This is a genomic window from Streptomyces sp. NPDC000594 (assembly GCF_040299965.1).
GTDB lineage: Bacteria > Actinomycetota > Actinomycetes > Streptomycetales > Streptomycetaceae > Streptomyces.
Window position 1 is genome coordinate 49,188 of record NZ_JBEPCY010000035.1, and the last position, 15,702, is coordinate 64,889.

The 15,702-nt window shown below is 70.6% G+C and carries 16 protein-coding genes and 5 tRNA genes; 16 read left to right on the top strand and 5 right to left on the bottom strand.

Annotated features, from left to right (window positions below; genetic code table 11):
* The coding region (locus ABT354_RS31335) for a nitrate- and nitrite sensing domain-containing protein (protein ID WP_502983533.1) at positions 1-1,720 on the bottom strand (1,720 nt) is incomplete at its 3' end.
* A 578-nt stretch (positions 1,721-2,298) separates the two neighbouring features.
* Here ABT354_RS31335 and ABT354_RS31340 point away from each other — a divergent pair.
* From ABT354_RS31340 to ABT354_RS31380, 9 genes are all read left to right on the top strand, one after another.
* Complete coding sequence (locus ABT354_RS31340) at positions 2,299-2,475, top strand: hypothetical protein (protein ID WP_351500039.1); 177 nt, start codon at positions 2,299-2,301, stop codon at positions 2,473-2,475.
* 116 nt (positions 2,476-2,591) lie between these two features.
* Complete coding sequence (locus ABT354_RS31345; protein ID WP_351500041.1) at positions 2,592-3,368, top strand: fumarylacetoacetate hydrolase family protein; 777 nt, start codon at positions 2,592-2,594, stop codon at positions 3,366-3,368.
* Positions 3,361-4,836: a glutamate--tRNA ligase gene (gene gltX, locus ABT354_RS31350; protein WP_351500043.1), complete on the top strand. Its 1,476-nt coding sequence runs from the start codon at positions 3,361-3,363 to the stop codon at positions 4,834-4,836. Before ABT354_RS31345 ends, gltX begins: the two co-directional genes overlap by 8 nt.
* A gap of 81 nt (positions 4,837-4,917) precedes the next feature.
* The gene (locus ABT354_RS31355) at positions 4,918-5,634 is read left to right on the top strand and encodes an HAD family hydrolase (protein WP_351500045.1); all 717 of its coding nucleotides are present in this window, start codon (positions 4,918-4,920) and stop codon (positions 5,632-5,634) included.
* 88 nt (positions 5,635-5,722) lie between these two features.
* Positions 5,723-5,794, top strand: a tRNA-Gln gene (locus ABT354_RS31360).
* Between the two features lie 21 nt (positions 5,795-5,815).
* Positions 5,816-5,888: transfer RNA gene (locus ABT354_RS31365), tRNA-Glu, on the top strand.
* An 87-nt stretch (positions 5,889-5,975) separates the two neighbouring features.
* A tRNA-Glu gene (locus tag ABT354_RS31370) sits at positions 5,976-6,048 on the top strand.
* Between the two features lie 16 nt (positions 6,049-6,064).
* A tRNA-Gln gene (locus tag ABT354_RS31375) sits at positions 6,065-6,136 on the top strand.
* A 26-nt stretch (positions 6,137-6,162) separates the two neighbouring features.
* Positions 6,163-6,238 (top strand) — tRNA-Glu (locus ABT354_RS31380).
* 227 nt (positions 6,239-6,465) lie between these two features.
* Here the strand turns inward: ABT354_RS31380 and ndgR are convergent.
* Positions 6,466-7,182, bottom strand: a complete 717-nt coding sequence (gene ndgR / locus ABT354_RS31385; RefSeq protein ID WP_351500047.1) for an IclR family transcriptional regulator NdgR — start codon at positions 7,180-7,182, stop codon at positions 6,466-6,468.
* A gap of 144 nt (positions 7,183-7,326) precedes the next feature.
* On the opposite strand from ndgR, the gene leuC reads away from it, so the two are divergent.
* From leuC to ABT354_RS31405, 4 genes are all read left to right on the top strand, one after another.
* A complete protein-coding gene (gene leuC, locus ABT354_RS31390; RefSeq protein WP_351500049.1) occupies positions 7,327-8,763 on the top strand; it encodes a 3-isopropylmalate dehydratase large subunit in 1,437 nt (478 codons plus the stop codon).
* A gap of 6 nt (positions 8,764-8,769) precedes the next feature.
* Entirely contained in the window at positions 8,770-9,363 is a 594-nt protein-coding gene (gene leuD / locus ABT354_RS31395; protein WP_351500051.1) for a 3-isopropylmalate dehydratase small subunit, read from the top strand.
* 104 nt (positions 9,364-9,467) lie between these two features.
* Positions 9,468-9,695: an SCO5555 family protein gene (locus ABT354_RS31400; protein WP_351500053.1), complete on the top strand. Its 228-nt coding sequence runs from the start codon at positions 9,468-9,470 to the stop codon at positions 9,693-9,695.
* Positions 9,696-9,849: 154 nt separating this feature from the next.
* A complete protein-coding gene (locus tag ABT354_RS31405) occupies positions 9,850-10,512 on the top strand; it encodes an HU family DNA-binding protein (RefSeq protein ID WP_351500055.1) in 663 nt (220 codons plus the stop codon).
* Positions 10,513-10,655: 143 nt separating this feature from the next.
* On the opposite strand, the gene ABT354_RS31410 is transcribed toward ABT354_RS31405, so the two are convergent.
* Both ABT354_RS31410 and cofC read right to left on the bottom strand, forming a co-directional pair.
* Entirely contained in the window at positions 10,656-10,859 is a 204-nt protein-coding gene (locus ABT354_RS31410) for a hypothetical protein (RefSeq protein WP_351500057.1), read from the bottom strand.
* Positions 10,860-11,086: 227 nt separating this feature from the next.
* A complete protein-coding gene (cofC, locus tag ABT354_RS31415) occupies positions 11,087-11,791 on the bottom strand; it encodes a 2-phospho-L-lactate guanylyltransferase (RefSeq protein WP_351500059.1) in 705 nt (234 codons plus the stop codon).
* A gap of 146 nt (positions 11,792-11,937) precedes the next feature.
* Between cofC and ABT354_RS31420 the strand changes: the two genes are divergently transcribed.
* From ABT354_RS31420 to ABT354_RS31430, 3 genes are all read left to right on the top strand, one after another.
* Positions 11,938-12,690: a lysophospholipid acyltransferase family protein gene (locus tag ABT354_RS31420; RefSeq protein ID WP_351500061.1), complete on the top strand. Its 753-nt coding sequence runs from the start codon at positions 11,938-11,940 to the stop codon at positions 12,688-12,690.
* Entirely contained in the window at positions 12,687-13,697 is a 1,011-nt protein-coding gene (locus ABT354_RS31425; RefSeq protein WP_351500063.1) for an NAD(P)H-dependent glycerol-3-phosphate dehydrogenase, read from the top strand. The genes ABT354_RS31420 and ABT354_RS31425 overlap by 4 nt, the downstream gene beginning before the upstream one ends.
* A gap of 203 nt (positions 13,698-13,900) precedes the next feature.
* Positions 13,901-15,073, top strand: a complete 1,173-nt coding sequence (locus ABT354_RS31430; RefSeq protein WP_351500065.1) for a D-alanine--D-alanine ligase family protein — start codon at positions 13,901-13,903, stop codon at positions 15,071-15,073.
* 209 nt (positions 15,074-15,282) lie between these two features.
* Here the strand turns inward: ABT354_RS31430 and ABT354_RS31435 are convergent, their stop codons facing one another.
* Positions 15,283-15,516: an Lrp/AsnC family transcriptional regulator gene (locus ABT354_RS31435; protein WP_351500068.1), complete on the bottom strand. Its 234-nt coding sequence runs from the start codon at positions 15,514-15,516 to the stop codon at positions 15,283-15,285.
* Positions 15,517-15,702 lie beyond the last annotated feature (186 nt).

Here is a 15,702-nt window from a genome sequence, read left to right on the forward strand (position 1 = left end):
GCCGGGAGAGGTTGGTGAACATCGCGTTGACGTTGCCCCGCAGCAGGGCCTGCTCGGCGGCGAGCCGGACCGCCTCGCGGTGCACGTCGTCGAAGGTCGTGGCCACCTTGCCGATCTCGTCACGGGAGTGCACACCGACGGACTCGACGGAGGTGTCCACATCCTGCGGGTCGGACTCGGAGAGCTGCTTGACCAGCTCGGGCAGGCGTTCCTGGGCGACCTTGGTCGCGGTGTCCTGGAGCCGCCGCAGCGAGCGGATCATGGAGCGGGCCACCACGAAGGCGCCGACGAGGGAGACACCGAGGACGATGAGGATCAGCGCACCGTTGATGATGGCGTCGCGCTGGGACTCCTCGCGCAGCTCGCTCGCCTTGGACTCCATCTCGCCCAGCAGCGTCTGCTCGATCTGCTTCATGGCGTCGATCCGGACGCCGTAGTCGTCGATCCAGTCGAGGTACGAGCGCTGCTGGCGCTCCTCCATGCCGTCGGCGCGGCTGAGCACCCGCTGGGCGTAGTCCGTGGCCTCGCTGATGATCGGGTTGCCGCTGTCCAGCGGCTCGATCAGCTCCTGCGGGTCCTGGCCGGAGGAGGCGTAGATCTGCTCGAACTGCTCCAGCTCGTCCTCGCCGTTGCGGAGCGCGGCCTCGCCGTACTCACGGTCGGGCAGGGACAGCTCGGGCCCCTTGGAACCGGCTCCGCCGGGCAGTGCGGCGGCGATGATCGCGCGCTGCATGGAGGCGTACTCCTTGGCGGAGGAGAAGGCCGCCAGCGCCCGGGTGCGCTTGATCATCTCCGGGTTACTGGTGGCCTGCGCCATGTCCTGGGAGAGGCCGAGCAGCGACTCGATCAGTCGGTGGTAGCTCTCCACCGTCAGCGAGTTGGGCAGCTTGCTGTCGTAGGCGCTCGCCCGCAGCGTGTTCAGCTCGGCGAGCTGGCCCGCGATCTGGGTGGCGTTGGCGCGGATGGACTCCAGCGCGTCGTTGTCCCCGGTGTTGGGGATGTCCCGGGTGGTCTCCAGGAAGCTCTTCCGGGCGCGGTCGGTCGCCTGCCGAGGCTCGGTGATCTTGTAGTCGGTCTTCTTGAGCTTGTTGGCGAGCGGACCCGCGGTCTTGTCGCGCTCCTCCTGGAGGGCGACCGCGAGCTTGGTCGCCTCCTGGGTCATGTCGGTGAGCAGCTGCATGTGGTCCAGCTGCTCCATGCGCTCCATGGACTCGTTGATCCGCAGACCACCCAGGGTGGTCGCGGCGACGACCGGGAGGGTCAGCAGGGAGACGAGCCTGGTGCTGATGCGCCAGTTGCGCAGGGCGAGGCGGGAGCCGGTGTCGTTGGGGCCCTTGCCCTTGCCCTTCGGCGCGGCCGGGGAGCCGTCGCCCGTGGGGGCGGTGGGGGAACCCTTGCCACCGGGGCCGACGGGGCCCTTGCCACCGGGACCCTTGCCGCCGGGGCCACCCGGACCACCCGGGCCGCCGGGTCCGCCGGGAACTCCCGGGCCCTGGGGCACGGTCACACCGGCACGGGCGGCTGCGGAGCGGGGTCCTCCGGGCAGCGGTGCGGGGCCGGAACGCCCGGCGTCGGCGGGGGTCGGGGGCACCTGCTTCTGGGTGTGCTGGGGGGAGGAGCCGCGGTCGGTGCCGCGCGGCTCCTGTCCCGCCGCGGCTTCCCCGCGGCCCTGGCGGGTCGGGGGAGACCCGTTGCCATCCCTCTTGAAACGTCCCTGCACTAGCGTCGCAACCTCTTGACCGGGCGCCCCTCCGTGGGCACGGGGGGACTGTTGTCGGCGTCGGCGAGGCGCGGTGAGCGCCCCGATGGTGGTCGTGAGTGACCGGCGCTCTCCCCCCTTCGCGCCGCCGCCCGGCGCTACGTTGCGCCCTTCCTGCGCGCCGGTCCGAGAACCGCGGCGGTGCGGGAATTCCAGCACAGTGCCGGATCTCCAACAAGAGCCGCGGGGTATGGGGTCCCGCCTGTGACGCGATGTGAGCGCCGGATCACCGCTGGTAGAAAGAGTTGAGGGATGAAATGGACAATTCATTGCGATTTCGTGAGGCGTGAAGGGTGCCCCAGTCGCGATGATCAGGAGCGGAATGGCTGCTTCAGCTACCAATGTCCGTTTCTGTGGGCCTCAGACCCAGTCTGAAATGACCGAATTGCCGGGTCAGTCGTGAGCAAACTCACACGTATCCCGCCGTCTCTCCCCGTATTCACGGGGAATCCGATGTTTAGCCTGGCGCTTTACATGTACGACGTTCTGTCGATCGCCGCTCACCGAGCGGCCCGTACTCCAAGGGTCGGACACAGCTGATGAAGACCACGATGACGCTCCGCAACATAGCGAACCCCCGGCGCACCACGCTCGCACATCTGGAGAAGGGTGAGCAGCCGGCCGCCCCGGAGCGCCCCGAGCACGCGGTCGAGCTGCCCACCCAGACCGCCAACCCCCGCCGCACCACGCTGATGGTCGCCCCCACCCAGGGCTGAGCCCGCCCCCGGCGCCCCGGGCATCGCGGCACGCGCGGGGTGCCGGGCCCGGCCGCGTTAGCCTGGAGCGTCAGACTCCGGCAGCATCAGCAGTAGTAGAGGGGCAACCGCATCCCGTGCGCATCGCCAGGTTCTCCATCGACGGCAATGTCGCCTTCGGCGCGGTCGAGGGCGAGGGCCCGGACGGGCTCGTCCTCGACATCATCAAGGGCGTTCCGTTCGCGGACTTCGAACTCTCCGGGACCAAGGTCCCCGTGAGCAAGGTCAGGCTTCTGCCGCCCGTGCTCCCCAGCAAGGTCGTCGCGTACGGGCGGAACTACGCCGAGCACGCGGCGGAGCTGGGCCATGAGGTCCCCGAGGCCCCGTTCGCCTTCTTCAAGCCCTCCACCTCGGTCGTCGGCCCCGGCGACCCCATCGCGTACCCGTCCTTCTCGCAGGAGCTGCACCACGAGGCCGAGCTGGCCGTGGTCATCGGCCGGATGTGCCGCGAGGTCCCGCGTGAGCGGGTGGCCGATGTGATCCTCGGCTACACCTGCGCCAACGATGTGACCGCCCGCGATGTGCAGCGGCGCGAGAAGCAGTGGGCCCGCGCCAAGGGCTTCGACAGCTCCTGCCCGCTGGGCCCCTGGGTGGAGACGGAGCTGGATCCGTCCGACCTCGCCATCCAGTGCACGGTCAACGGCGAACAGCGACAGCTGGGGCGGACCAGCCAGATGATCCACTCCATCGAGGAGCTGGTCGTCAACGCCTCCGAGGCGATGACGCTGCTCCCGGGCGATGTGATCCTCACGGGCACCCCCGCCGGAGTCGGCCCCCTCTCCGTCGGCGACGAGGTCGCCGTCACCATCCAAGGCATCGGCACTCTCACCAACAAGGTGATCAAGCGTGGCTAACGCGAATGTCCGCGTACGTTTCTGTCCCTCGCCGACCGGCAACCCCCATGTGGGTCTGGTCCGCACCGCCCTGTTCAACTGGGCCTTCGCCCGGCACCACGGCGGCACCATGGTCTTCCGCATCGAGGACACCGACGCGGCCCGTGACTCCGAGGAGTCGTACGGGCAGCTGCTGGACTCGATGCGCTGGCTCGGTCTGGACTGGGACGAGGGCCCCGAGGTCGGCGGCCCCCACGCGCCCTACCGCCAGTCGGAGCGGATGGACCTCTACCGCGACATCGCCCAGCGGCTGCTGGACGGCGGGTACGCCTACCACTGCTACTGCTCCACCGAGGAGCTGGACGCCCGCCGCGAGGCCGCCCGTGCCGCCGGCCGCCCCTCCGGCTACGACGGTCACTGCCGTGCGCTGACCGACGAGCAGATCGCCGCCTACCGGGCGGAGGGCCGCCCGGCGATCGTCCGCTTCCGGATGCCGGACGAGCCGATCACCTTCACCGACCTGGTCCGTGGCGAGCTGACCTTCACCCCGGAGAACGTGCCCGACTACGGCATCGTCCGGGCCAATGGCGCTCCGCTGTACACCCTGGTCAACCCGATCGACGACGCCCTGATGGAGATCACCCACGTCCTGCGCGGCGAGGATCTGCTCTCCTCCACCCCGCGCCAGATCGCGCTCTACAAGGCGCTGATCGAGCTGGGCGTGGCCCAGGAGATCCCCGCCTTCGGGCATCTGCCGTATGTCATGGGCGAGGGGAACAAGAAGCTCTCCAAGCGCGACCCGCAGGCCAGCCTGAACCTCTACCGCGAGCGGGGCTTCCTGCCCGAGGGGCTGCTGAACTACCTCTCCCTCCTCGGCTGGTCCTTCTCCGCCGACCAGGACGTGTTCTCGGTCGCCGAGCTGATCGAGAAGTTCGACATCGCGGACGTCAACGCCAACCCGGCCCGCTTCGACCTGAAGAAGGCCGAGGCGATCAACGCCGACCACATCCGCCGGCTGGAGGTGAAGGCGTTCACCGAGGCGTGCGCGCCCTGGCTGGAGGCCCCGTACGCCAACTGGGCCCCGGAGCGGTTCGACCGGGCCGCCTGGGAGGCCATCGCCCCGTACGCCCAGACCCGGCTCACGGTGCTCTCCGACATCACCGCCAATGTCGACTTCCTCTTCCTGGCGGAGCCGGTCGAGGACGAGGCGTCCTGGGCGAAGGCGATGAAGGAGGGGTCGGACGCGCTGCTGACCACCGCCCGCGAGAAGCTGGCGGCGGCCGACTGGACGAGCGCGGAGGCGCTCAAGGAGGCGGTCCTGGCGGCGGGCGAGGCCCATGGCCTCAAGCTGGGCAAGGCCCAGGCGCCGGTCCGGGTCGCGGTCACCGGCCGCACGGTGGGGCTGCCGCTCTTCGAGTCGCTGGAGATCCTGGGCCGGGAGCGGACCCTGGCGCGGATCGACGCGGCGCTGGCCCGGCTCGCGGCCTGAGCGGAGCCGTCCCGGCCGTCCGGGCCCGCTCGGTGAGCGGAGCCACTGTATGAGCGGGGCGTCCCCGCTACCGTACGGATCATGACGATCCGCGCGGTCCTCTGGGACATAGACGACACGATCTTCGACTTCGGCCGTGCCGATACCGAGGGGATGTTCCAGCATCTCCGTACCGAGGGCCTGTCCGGCGGATTCACCTCCGCCGGACAGGCCCTCGGCCGTTGGAAGGAGATCACGGCGCTGCACTGGGCCCGCTTCACCGCGGGCGAGGTGGACTGGGAGGGGCAGCGCCGCGACCGGGTCCGGGCGTTCTCCGGGCAGCGGCTGAGCGACGAGGCGGCCGACGCCTGGTTCGGGCGCTATCTCGTCCACTTCCGGGCCGCCAGCTCCCTCTTCCCGGACGCGCTGCCGGCCCTCGACGCGCTGGGGGAGTACCGCCATGGCGCGCTCTCCAACTCCTCGCTCGCCGTCCAGGAGCCGAGGCTGGCGGCGCTCGGGGTGCGCGACCGCTTCGAGACCCTGCACTGCGGCGCCGATCTGGGGGTCGCCAAGCCGGTGGCCGAGGCGTTCCACATCGCCTGCCGGGCCCTTCGACTGCCGCCCCAGGAGGTCGCGTACGTCGGTGACGAGCCCGATATCGACGCCCGGGGCGCCGCCGAGGCAGGGCTGCTGGGCATCTGGCTGGACCGCGCCGACGACGGCGGCCGCCCCGAACTGACCCGGATCACCGGCCTCCACCAGCTCCCCGCGCTCCTGCGCGGGGATACCCGTTTTGGAGCGCCGGACACCTTCGGGTAATGTTCTTTCTGCGCCGCCCGGGAAGGCCGAAAAGCCCGAACGGACAGCGTAAACCAAGTAAGACCCCCTGCCGGGGGTTGCGCTTTGGTGGCCTATGGTGTAATTGGCAGCACGACTGATTCTGGTTCAGTTAGTCTTGGTTCGAGTCCAGGTAGGCCAGCTCGCAGAGCTCATCTGCAAAGCCCCCGTTGTGTAGCGGCCTAGCACGCTGCCCTCTCAAGGCAGTAGCGCCGGTTCGAATCCGGTCGGGGGTACAGATCCATCCTGTTGATCACCAGGGTCGCTCCCGGTGATCGCGCAGTGACAGTGGACCGGCTCCGGCCGGTCCCTGGATCGCTAGGGCCCCCGTTGTGTAGCGGCCTAGCACGCCGCCCTCTCAAGGCGGTAGCGCCGGTTCGAATCCGGTCGGGGGTACTGGTCTAAACCACCATGGCCTATGGTGTAATTGGCAGCACGACTGATTCTGGTTCAGTTAGTCTTGGTTCGAGTCCAGGTAGGCCAGCAGATCCCTGCGGATCTCACAGACTTGCCCCCGTTGTGTAGCGGCCTAGCACGCCGCCCTCTCAAGGCGGTAGCGCCGGTTCGAATCCGGTCGGGGGTACCAGCGAGAGAAGCCCCTCCGTGATCATCACGGAGGGGCTTTTCCGTGCCCGCACGCCGGTACGAGGATCCGTGCCCGCTCGGCGATACGGGTGCGGGGGTCCGGGTCCGGGTCCGGTCGGCGGTACGGGGAAACGCGAAGGGGCCGGGGCGGGCTCCCTCGCCCACCACGGCCCCTCTGGTCCTTGTCCGGCGCTGTACGACCCTTTCCGGTGCCGCCGGGTGTCTCCGTCAGCCGTTGCGGCGCAGTGCCTCGGAGAGCCGGCCCGCGGCGTCGATCACCGCCTGGGCGTGCATCCGCCCCGGGTGCCGGGTCAGCCGCTCGATCGGACCGGAGACCGACACGGCGGCCACCACACGGTTGGACGGGCCGCGTACGGGCGCGGAGACCGAGGCCACGCCCGGCTCGCGCTCACCGATCGACTGGGCCCAGCCCCGGCGCCGTACGCCCGAGAGGGCCGTCGCCGTGAAGCGTGCCCCCTGGAGCCCCCGGTGCAGCCGCTCCGGCTCCTCCCAGGCCATCAGGATCTGCGCGGACGAGCCCGCCTTCATCGTGAGCGTGGAGCCGACCGGGACGGTGTCCCGCAGTCCGGACAGCCGCTCGGCCGCCGCCACACAGATCCGCATGTCCCCCTGGCGCCGGTAGAGCTGGGCGCTCTCGCCCGTGATATCGCGCAGATGGGTGAGGACCGGCCCGGCGGTGGCCAGCAGGCGGTCCTCGCCCGCCGCCGCGGCCAGCTCGGCCAGCCGGGGGCCGAGGATGAACCGGCCCTGCATGTCCCGCGCCACCATCCGGTGGTGTTCCAGTGCCACGGCCAGGCGGTGGGCCGTCGGCCGTGCCAGCCCGGTCGCGGCCACCAGCCCGGCGAGGGTGGCCGGACCGGACTCCAGTGCGCTCAGAACCAGAGCCGCCTTGTCGAGTACGCCGACGCCGCTAGAGTTGTCCATGCAACGATACTTGCGTCTCACAGTGTGAAACGCAAGTTCACATCTTCCGAGAACCCGCCAGTCTGTAGTGGCGACGCCGATGCACCAAGGGCTCGCAACAGGTCTCGACATGTGCCGGCAGTGCGGCCGGCCGGAGGGAAAGCGATGGGTAGGACACTCGCGGAGAAGGTCTGGGACGATCATGTCGTCCGGCGCGCCGAAGGCGAGCCCGACCTCCTCTACATCGATCTGCACCTGCTGCACGAGGTCACCAGCCCGCAGGCGTTCGACGGTCTGCGCCTCGGCGGCCGGACCGTGCGGCGGCTCGACCTGACCATCGCCACCGAGGATCACAACACCCCCACCCTCGACATCGACAAGCCCATCGCGGACCCGGTCTCCCGCGCCCAGTTGGAGACCCTGCGCAAGAACTGCGCCGAGTTCGGGGTGCGGCTGCACCCGCTGGGCGATGTGGAGCAGGGTGTGGTCCATGTCGTGGGCCCCCAGCTGGGGCTGACCCAGCCCGGCACCACCGTGGTCTGCGGTGACTCCCACACCTCCACGCACGGCGCCTTCGGCGCGCTGGCCTTCGGCATCGGCACCTCCCAGGTGGAGCATGTGCTGGCCACCCAGACGCTGCCGATGGCCCGGCCGAAGAACATGGCGATCACCATCGAGGGCGATCTGCCCGACGGGGTCACCGCCAAGGACCTGATCCTGGCGATCATCGCCCGCATCGGCACCGGTGGCGGCCAGGGCTATGTCCTGGAGTATCGGGGCGAGGCCATCGAGAAACTCTCGATGGAGGCCCGGATGACCATCTGCAACATGTCCATCGAGGCCGGCGCCCGTGCGGGCATGATCGCCCCCGATGAGACCACCTTCGCCTATCTCCAGGGCCGTGCCCACGCCCCCGAGGGCGCCGACTGGGACGCCGCCGTGGCGTACTGGAGCACCCTGCGCACCGACGACGACGCGGTCTTCGACGCCGAGGTCGTCATCGACGCCACCGAGCTGGCCCCGTTCGTCACCTGGGGCACCAACCCGGGCCAGGGCGCTCCGCTCTCGGCGAACGTCCCCGATCCCGCTTCGTACGAGGACGCTTCGGAGCGCCTGGCCGCCGAAAAGGCGCTGGAGTACATGGGGTTGACCGCCGGACAGCCGCTGCGGGACATCACCGTGGACACCGTCTTCGTAGGCTCCTGCACCAACGGCCGGATCGAGGACCTGCGCTCGGCCGCCTCCATCCTGGACGGCCGCAAAATCGCCGACGGGGTACGGATGCTGGTCGTCCCCGGCTCCGTCCGGGTCGCCCTCCAGGCCATGGAGGAGGGGCTGGACAAGGTCTTCACCGCCTCCGGCGCCGAATGGCGGCACGCGGGCTGTTCGATGTGTCTGGGCATGAACCCCGACCAACTCGCCCCCGGCGAGCGCTCCGCCTCCACCTCCAACCGCAACTTCGAGGGCCGCCAGGGCAAGGGCGGACGGACCCACCTGGTCTCTCCCCAGGTCGCCGCCGCCACCGCGGTGCTCGGACATCTGGCCGCCCCGGCCGATCTCACCGACGCCGCCGCCGCCGACCGTACGCCCGCTGGAGTCTGATCAGCCATGGAAGCATTCACCGCACACACCGGCCGGGCCGTCCCGCTGCGCCGCAGCAATGTCGACACCGACCAGATCATCCCCGCCCACTGGCTGAAGAAGGTCACCCGGGACGGCTTCGAGGACGGCCTCTTCGAGGCCTGGCGCAAGGACCCCGCCTTCGTCCTCAACCTGCCCGAGCGGCAGGGAGCGACGGTCCTGGTCGCGGGCCCCGACTTCGGTACCGGATCCTCCCGTGAGCACGCCGTCTGGGCGCTCCAGAACTTCGGCTTCAAGACCGTGATCTCCGCCCGGTTCGCCGACATCTTCCGGGGGAACTCGCTGAAGAACGGCCTGCTGACCGTGGTGCTGCCGCAGGAGACCGTGGACCGGCTCTGGGAGCTGACCGAGGCCGACCCCACCGCCGAGATCACCGTCGACCTGGAGGCCCGCGAGGTCCGGGCCGAGGGGATCACCGCCCCGTTCGAGCTGGACGAGAACGCCCGCTGGCGGTTGCTGAACGGGCTGGACGACATCAGCCTCACTCTTCAGCACGAAACGGACATCGCGGACTACGAGCAGGCCCGCCCGGCCTTCAAACCGCGCACGCTTCAGGTCTGATCAGCGGCTTTCCCCGACTGCGCCCCCCACCGCCCGGTGGGGGGCGCAGTCGTCTGTTGAGACCCCGCCGGGCGACAACTCGCCCCAGATGGCACAATCGGTGCATGGAACGCGACAGTCAACTCAAGCTCTACGCGACTGTCGCCACCCGATTGAAGGATGCGCACACGACTGTGCGCGCACTGCAAGTCCCGGAGAGCGTAAGGAAGGCGCTCGTCCGGAAGCTGCTGGTCATCACGGCCGCGGCGAAGCACGATCTCCCGGGCGCCGCCCGGCGTCTGGACCGCTTGATGAAGGACCTCTCCGAAGGTCGATTCCCTGAAGGCGACTGACATCCGAACTCCCGCGGAGCCGACTTCCGTAGTCGACTTCGTTGCGGCACTAGGGTGATTAGACCGTTTCGTGTTTGATTTGCGGTATATATCTGCCTAACGTGCGAAAAAGCCTGGACGGTTTCGTTCGGGCAATGTCTCCGAAGGGGAAGACGTGAACAAGGCGCAGCTAGTAGAAGCGATTGCCGACAAGCTCGGCGGCCGTCAGCAGGCCGCGGACGCCGTGGACGCCGTGCTGGACGCGATCGTCCGTGCGGTCGTCGCCGGGGACCGGGTCTCGGTCACCGGTTTCGGTTCGTTCGAGAAGGTCGAGCGTCCCGCCCGCTACGCCCGTAACCCGCAGACGGGTGAGCGGGTGCGGGTCAAGAAGACCTCGGTGCCCCGCTTCCGTGCGGGTCAGGGCTTCAAGGACCTGGTCAGCGGCACGAAGAAGCTTCCGCGCGGCGGTGAGGTCTCGGTCAAGAAGGCGCCCAAGGGCAGCCTGACCGGCGGTGCTTCCGCGACCGTGAAGAAGGCCGCGGCCAAGAAGGCCACGGCGAAGAAGGCGACCACCGCCAAGAAGGCGGTCGCGAAGAAGACCGTGGCCAAGAAGGCGGCACCGGCGAAGAAGGCCACCACGGCCAAGAAGGCGGCACCGGCCAAGAAGGCCACCACCGCCAAGAAGGCCGCGCCCGCCAAGAAGGCCACCGCGGTCAAGAAGACGGTCGCCAAGAAGACGGCTCCGGCGAAGAAGGCCACCGCCAAGAAGGCGCCGGCGAAGAAGACGACCGCGCGCAAGACCGCCGCCAAGAAGACCGCGACCGCGCGGAAGCGCTAGCGGCGGACGGCTGACGGCCGTCGGGCCCCTCATGCGCCGGGCCGGGCTCCTCTCGGGGAGCCCGGCCCGCGGTGCGCGACCGGCCCGCACACACCCCCTGGCGGCGTGCGCGATACCCACGCCGGGGGCGGTGAATCAGCAGGTCAGAACGTTTGCAGGGTGACCAGGACGATCCGGCGCCCGGCGCCCTCGCCGGTGGTCTCGATCCGGACCCGCTGGCCGGGCCTGAGCAGCCGCAGCCCGCCCGCGTCAAAGGCGGCGGTGTCGAACTCCACCGGGGTGCCGTCGTCGAGCAGCACGCTCCCGCTGCGGGTCTCGGGGTCGTATGTGTACGAGGTCGCCTGCATACCCGCCAGCTTATGCCGTGTACGGGGGTCACCGCCGCGCGCCCGGGAGGCGTACGCCCCGCTCGCGTACGGTCCGCGGGCCGTTCCGGGGAGGCGCACGGGTCCCGGTGGCCGGTGTGCCGGGGTGCCCGGGCGGGTCCGCGGGGCCCGCTTCCGTACCCCCGTCGGCGTAACCGGCGCCCGGAAAATCTCGAACGGGTGCCCAGGGGGCCCGCGCGGGGGCCGGTTCAGCCCTCCGGGACGGGGGCCGACGCGAGGCTTTCCGTCGTACGGGGACCGACGCCCAGGGCGAGCGCCGCCGCCAGATCGTCGCCCGTGTCCACATCCCGGCGCACCGAATCCACCCCGTCGAGCCGGATTTCCACCGCACCCGAGGCGGAATGCCGACTCCGTGAGCGGCCCCCGAAACCCGGGCGCAATTCAACCCCCCGCCCCGCCGCCAGCAAAGTCGTCCCGATACCGGCCGCGTCCGGCAGAAAAGCCCGGGGAAATCCGGCCGCATGGGAGAGTACGCGTGCCAATTCCGCCGGCCGGAGCGCGGGTAGATCCGCATTGAGCGCGGCCACCGGAACTCCGGGCCGGGTCCCCCGTACCGCCAGGACCCCGTGGACCAGGGCCGCGTTGAGCCCGTCCCCCGGGGTGTCCGGCACGATCCGCGCGCCCAGCCGCGCCAGCGCCCCGCCCGCCGTGCGGTCGTCCGTGACCACCGCCACATCCCGTACCGCCGGACAGGCCAGCGCCGCGGCCACCGTGTCCAGCGCGAACGCGAGGGCGAGCCGGGGCCGCAGCGCCTCCCCAGCGGTGCTCGCCAGTCGGCTCTTGGCCAGGGTCAGGGGCTTGAGGGGGATCACCAGCGACCACTCGCCGACCGGGGCCGTCCGGCCGCCGGTCCGGGGGCCGCCCGGGGGGTCCTGTCTTCCGTCCGTGCGCATCGGGCCCATTGTCGCCCGGCGGCCCGACGACCCGGGAGCCGGTCCGGTGACCGGGGCGTACGGTGTCCTCGACAGACAAGGTGCCTGGGGCGACACTTGACCTCCGGCCACCGGCAAAAGCCCCGGCCAGAGGGAAGGGTATCCGAGTGTTCCGCCGTAGAATCGGCTTCTGGTACCGCCTCGCGGCGGCCATCGCCAAGCCGCCGCTCCTGCTTCTGTTCAAACGGGACTGGCGGGGAACGGAACACATTCCGGCCGAGGGCGGATTCATCACCGCGATCAACCACAACTCGTATCTCGACCCGCTCTCCTACGCCCATTACCAGTACAACACGGGCCGGGTTCCCCGGCTGCTGGCGAAAGCGGCGCTGTTCCGGACCCCCTTTGTGGGGATGATGCTCCGCAGGACCGGGCAGATCCCCGTCTACCGGGAGTCCACCGACGCCCTGGACGCCTTCCGGGCCGCCGTCGAGGCGATCGAGGCGGGCGACTGTGTGGCCTTCTACCCCGAGGGCACCATCACCCGGGACCCGGAGATGTGGCCCATGGCCGGCAAGACCGGCGCCGCCCGGATCGCGCTGCGGACCCGGTGCCCCGTCATCCCCGTCGCGCAGTGGGGCGCCAACCTCGCGATGCCGCCGTACGCCCGGGAGCGGAAGCTGCGGCTCTTCCCCCGCAAGACCCTGATCGTGCAGGCCGGGCCGCCCGTCGACCTCAGCCGGTTCTACGATCGTGAGCCGACCCCGGAAGTCCTCCGCGAGGCGACCGAGGCCATCATGGCCGCGATCACCGCGCAGCTGGAGGACGTACGCGGGGAGAAGGCACCCTCCGAGCCGTACGACCACCGCATGGCCCGGGCAGAACAGCGGCGCAAGGCCGCAGGGGAAGGAATGCTGTGACACACCCCGCGAAGGCGGCCGTCTTCGGGACGGGCTCTTGGGGAACGGCCTTCGGCATGGTGCTCGCCGACGCGGGCTGCGAGGTGACCCTCTGGGGCCGCCGCGCCGAACTCGCCGAGGCCGTCAACACCACCCGGAGCAATCCCGACTATCTGCCGGGCATCGAGCTGCCCGCCCGGCTGCGGGCCACCACCGACCCGGCCGAGGCGCTGGACGGCGCGGACTTCACCGTCCTCGCCGTCCCCTCGCAGACCCTGCGCGCCAATCTCGCCGCCTGGACCCCGCTGCTGCCCGCCGACACCGTCCTGGTCTCGCTGATGAAGGGCGTGGAACTGGGCACCGCGAAGCGGATGAGCGAGGTCATCCAGGAGGTGGCCGCCGTCCCCGCCGAGCGGGTCGCCGTGGTCACCGGCCCCAACCTCGCCAAGGAGATCGCCCAGCGCCGGCCCGCCGCCGCCGTGGTCGCCTGCCGGGACGAGGCCGTGGCCCAGCGCCTCCAGGCGTACTGCCACACCCCGTACTTCCGCCCGTACACCAACACCGATGTGGTCGGCTGTGAACTCGGCGGCGCGGTCAAGAACGTCATCGGGCTCGCCGTGGGCATCGCCGACGGCATGGGCCTCGGCGACAACGCCAAGGGCTCGCTCATCACCCGGGGCCTGGCCGAGACCACCCGGCTGGGACTCGCCATGGGCGCCGACCCGCTGACCTTCTCCGGCCTCGCGGGCCTCGGTGACCTGGTGGCGACCTGCTCGTCGCCGCTCTCCCGGAACCACACCTTCGGCACCAACCTCGGCCGGGGGATGACCCTTCAGGAGACCATCGCGGTCACCAAGCAGACCGCCGAGGGCGTCAAGTCCTGTGAGTCGGTGCTCGATCTGGCCCGCCGCCACGGGGTCGACATGCCCATCACCGAGACCGTGGTGGACATCGTCCACGACGGCAAGCCCCCGGTCGTGGCCCTCAAGGAGCTGATGTCGCGCAGCGCCAAGCCCGAACGCCGCTGAACACCCGGGGGCGCCGAGCACCCGGGTGTGCTGAGCACCCGGGGGCCGCCGAGCCCCCGGGTCGACCGTTCGAACGGCGCCCGGCCTCGCCGTTCACCGGCGCCGGCCGGGCGTTCCCCGGCGGGCGCGCCCTCTTCGGGCCACCCGGGTGGCCTGTGCCGACACTGCTGTCGGTGGCGGGTGCACGGTAGTCTCAGGGCGATATGAGCACCGAAAATCTCCCCCAGAGTCCCGAACAGCCGGGTTGTGAAGAGCCGATCCGCAAGCCGCGTGTGGCCGTCGTCTTCGGCGGCCGCAGCTCCGAGCACGGGATCTCCGTGGTCACCGCCGGTGCCGTGCTCCGGGCCATCGACCGCTCCGTGTACGACGTGCTGCCCATCGGCATCACCGCGGACGGCCGCTGGGCACTGACCGCCGACGAGCCCGACCGGATGGCGATCACCGAGCGCCGCACCCCCAGCGTGGACGAGCTGGCCGAGTCGACCGAGGGCGACATCGTGCTCTCCGTCCACCCGGGCAACCGCGAGGTCGTCTACTCCGAGCCCGGCTCCGTGCCCAAGGCGCTCGGCGAGGTCGATGTGGTCTTCCCCGTGCTCCACGGTCCCTACGGCGAGGACGGCACCCTCCAGGGGCTGCTGGAGCTGGCCGGGGTGCCCTATGTCGGCGCCGGTGTGCTCTCCTCGGCCGTGGGCCAGGACAAGGAGTACATGAAGCGGATCTTCACCTCCTTCGGGCTGCCCGTCGGCCCCTATGTGGTGGTCCGGCCGCGCGAGTGGGAGCAGGATCCCGCCGCCGCCCGGAAGAAGATCGTGGACTTCGCCGGGGACCACGGCTGGCCGGTCTTCGTGAAGCCCGCCCGCGCCGGGTCCTCCATCGGCATCACCAAGGTGGACGACCTCTCCGGGCTGGACGAGGCCATCGCCGAGGCCCAGCGCCACGACCCGAAGATCCTGGTCGAGGCGCTGATCCGGGGCCGTGAGATCGAGTGCGGAGTGCTGGAGTTCGAGGACGGGCCGCGCGCCAGCGTCCCGGCCGAGATCCCGCCGGTCCAGTCGCACGAGTTCTACGACTTCGAGGCCAAGTACATCGACTCGGCCTCCGGGATCGTGCCCGCGCCGCTGACCGAGGAGCAGACCGCCGAGGTCCGCCGGCTGGCGGTCGCCGCGTTCGAGGCCGCGTCCTGCGAGGGACTGGTCCGCGCCGACTTCTTCCTCGCGGAGGACGGCACCTTCGTCATCAACGAGATCAACACCATGCCCGGGTTCACCCCGATCTCCATGTACCCGCGGATGTGGCAGGAGACCGGGGTCCCCTACACCGAGCTGGTGGACCGGCTGATCCAGGCGGCGCTGCGCCGCAGCACCGGGCTGCGCTAGAGACCGTCGCGAGGAGAGGCCGCCCTTTCCGCGCCTGCCCCGTCCGGCTCCCGGGCGGGGGCACGGCGCAGTACGATCACGGCGTCCGGACGGCCGCCGCCGGGCCCGTGGTCCCTGCCGCAGCGAGCGGCCGGACGGAGGGAGCGGTGGTGACGCCCAACAGCGGGCCGGCCGGGCGGTGTGCGGCGCCCGGCCCGCGCGGACGGGGGCTACAGATGCACGACCGGGCAGGTCAGTGTGCGGGTGATGCCCTCCACCCGCTGCACCTTGGCGACCACCAGGCGGCCGAGGGCGTCGACCGTGTCGGCCTGGGCGCGCACGATCACGTCATAGGGACCGGTCACATCCTCCGCCTGCATCACTCCGTCGATCTTTCCGATGACCTCGGCGACGGTCGACGCCTTGCCCACTTCGGTCTGAATCAGGATGTACGCCTGTACCACGGAACCTCCAGGGCGACCCGAGGAAGATGTCCCCTACCGTCGGTGGGGAGACCCCGGGGGAGAGAAAGGGACGCCACGGTATCGCGTCGCCCCGCGCCACGGGGAGACCCGGGTCCCCGGGCGGGCCGACCGGTGCGGTGCGCCGGTCACAGAAGGCCACTCGTCTCCCGACGGTACCGAGGGCGG

Coding starts and splice junctions, on each gene's coding strand:
- ABT354_RS31340 (WP_351500039.1), top strand. CDS start 2,299: ATGAAGACCACGATGACGCTCCGCAACATAGCGAACCCCCGGCGCACC.
- ABT354_RS31355 (WP_351500045.1), top strand. CDS start 4,918: ATGACGATCCGCGCGGTCCTCTGGGACATAGACGACACGATCTTCGAC.
- ndgR (WP_351500047.1), bottom strand. CDS start 7,182: ATGGACAACTCTAGCGGCGTCGGCGTACTCGACAAGGCGGCTCTGGTT.
- leuC (WP_351500049.1), top strand. CDS start 7,327: ATGGGTAGGACACTCGCGGAGAAGGTCTGGGACGATCATGTCGTCCGG.
- leuD (WP_351500051.1), top strand. CDS start 8,770: ATGGAAGCATTCACCGCACACACCGGCCGGGCCGTCCCGCTGCGCCGC.
- ABT354_RS31400 (WP_351500053.1), top strand. CDS start 9,468: ATGGAACGCGACAGTCAACTCAAGCTCTACGCGACTGTCGCCACCCGA.
- ABT354_RS31410 (WP_351500057.1), bottom strand. CDS start 10,859: ATGCAGGCGACCTCGTACACATACGACCCCGAGACCCGCAGCGGGAGC.
- cofC (WP_351500059.1), bottom strand. CDS start 11,791: ATGCGCACGGACGGAAGACAGGACCCCCCGGGCGGCCCCCGGACCGGC.
- ABT354_RS31430 (WP_351500065.1), top strand. CDS start 13,901: ATGAGCACCGAAAATCTCCCCCAGAGTCCCGAACAGCCGGGTTGTGAA.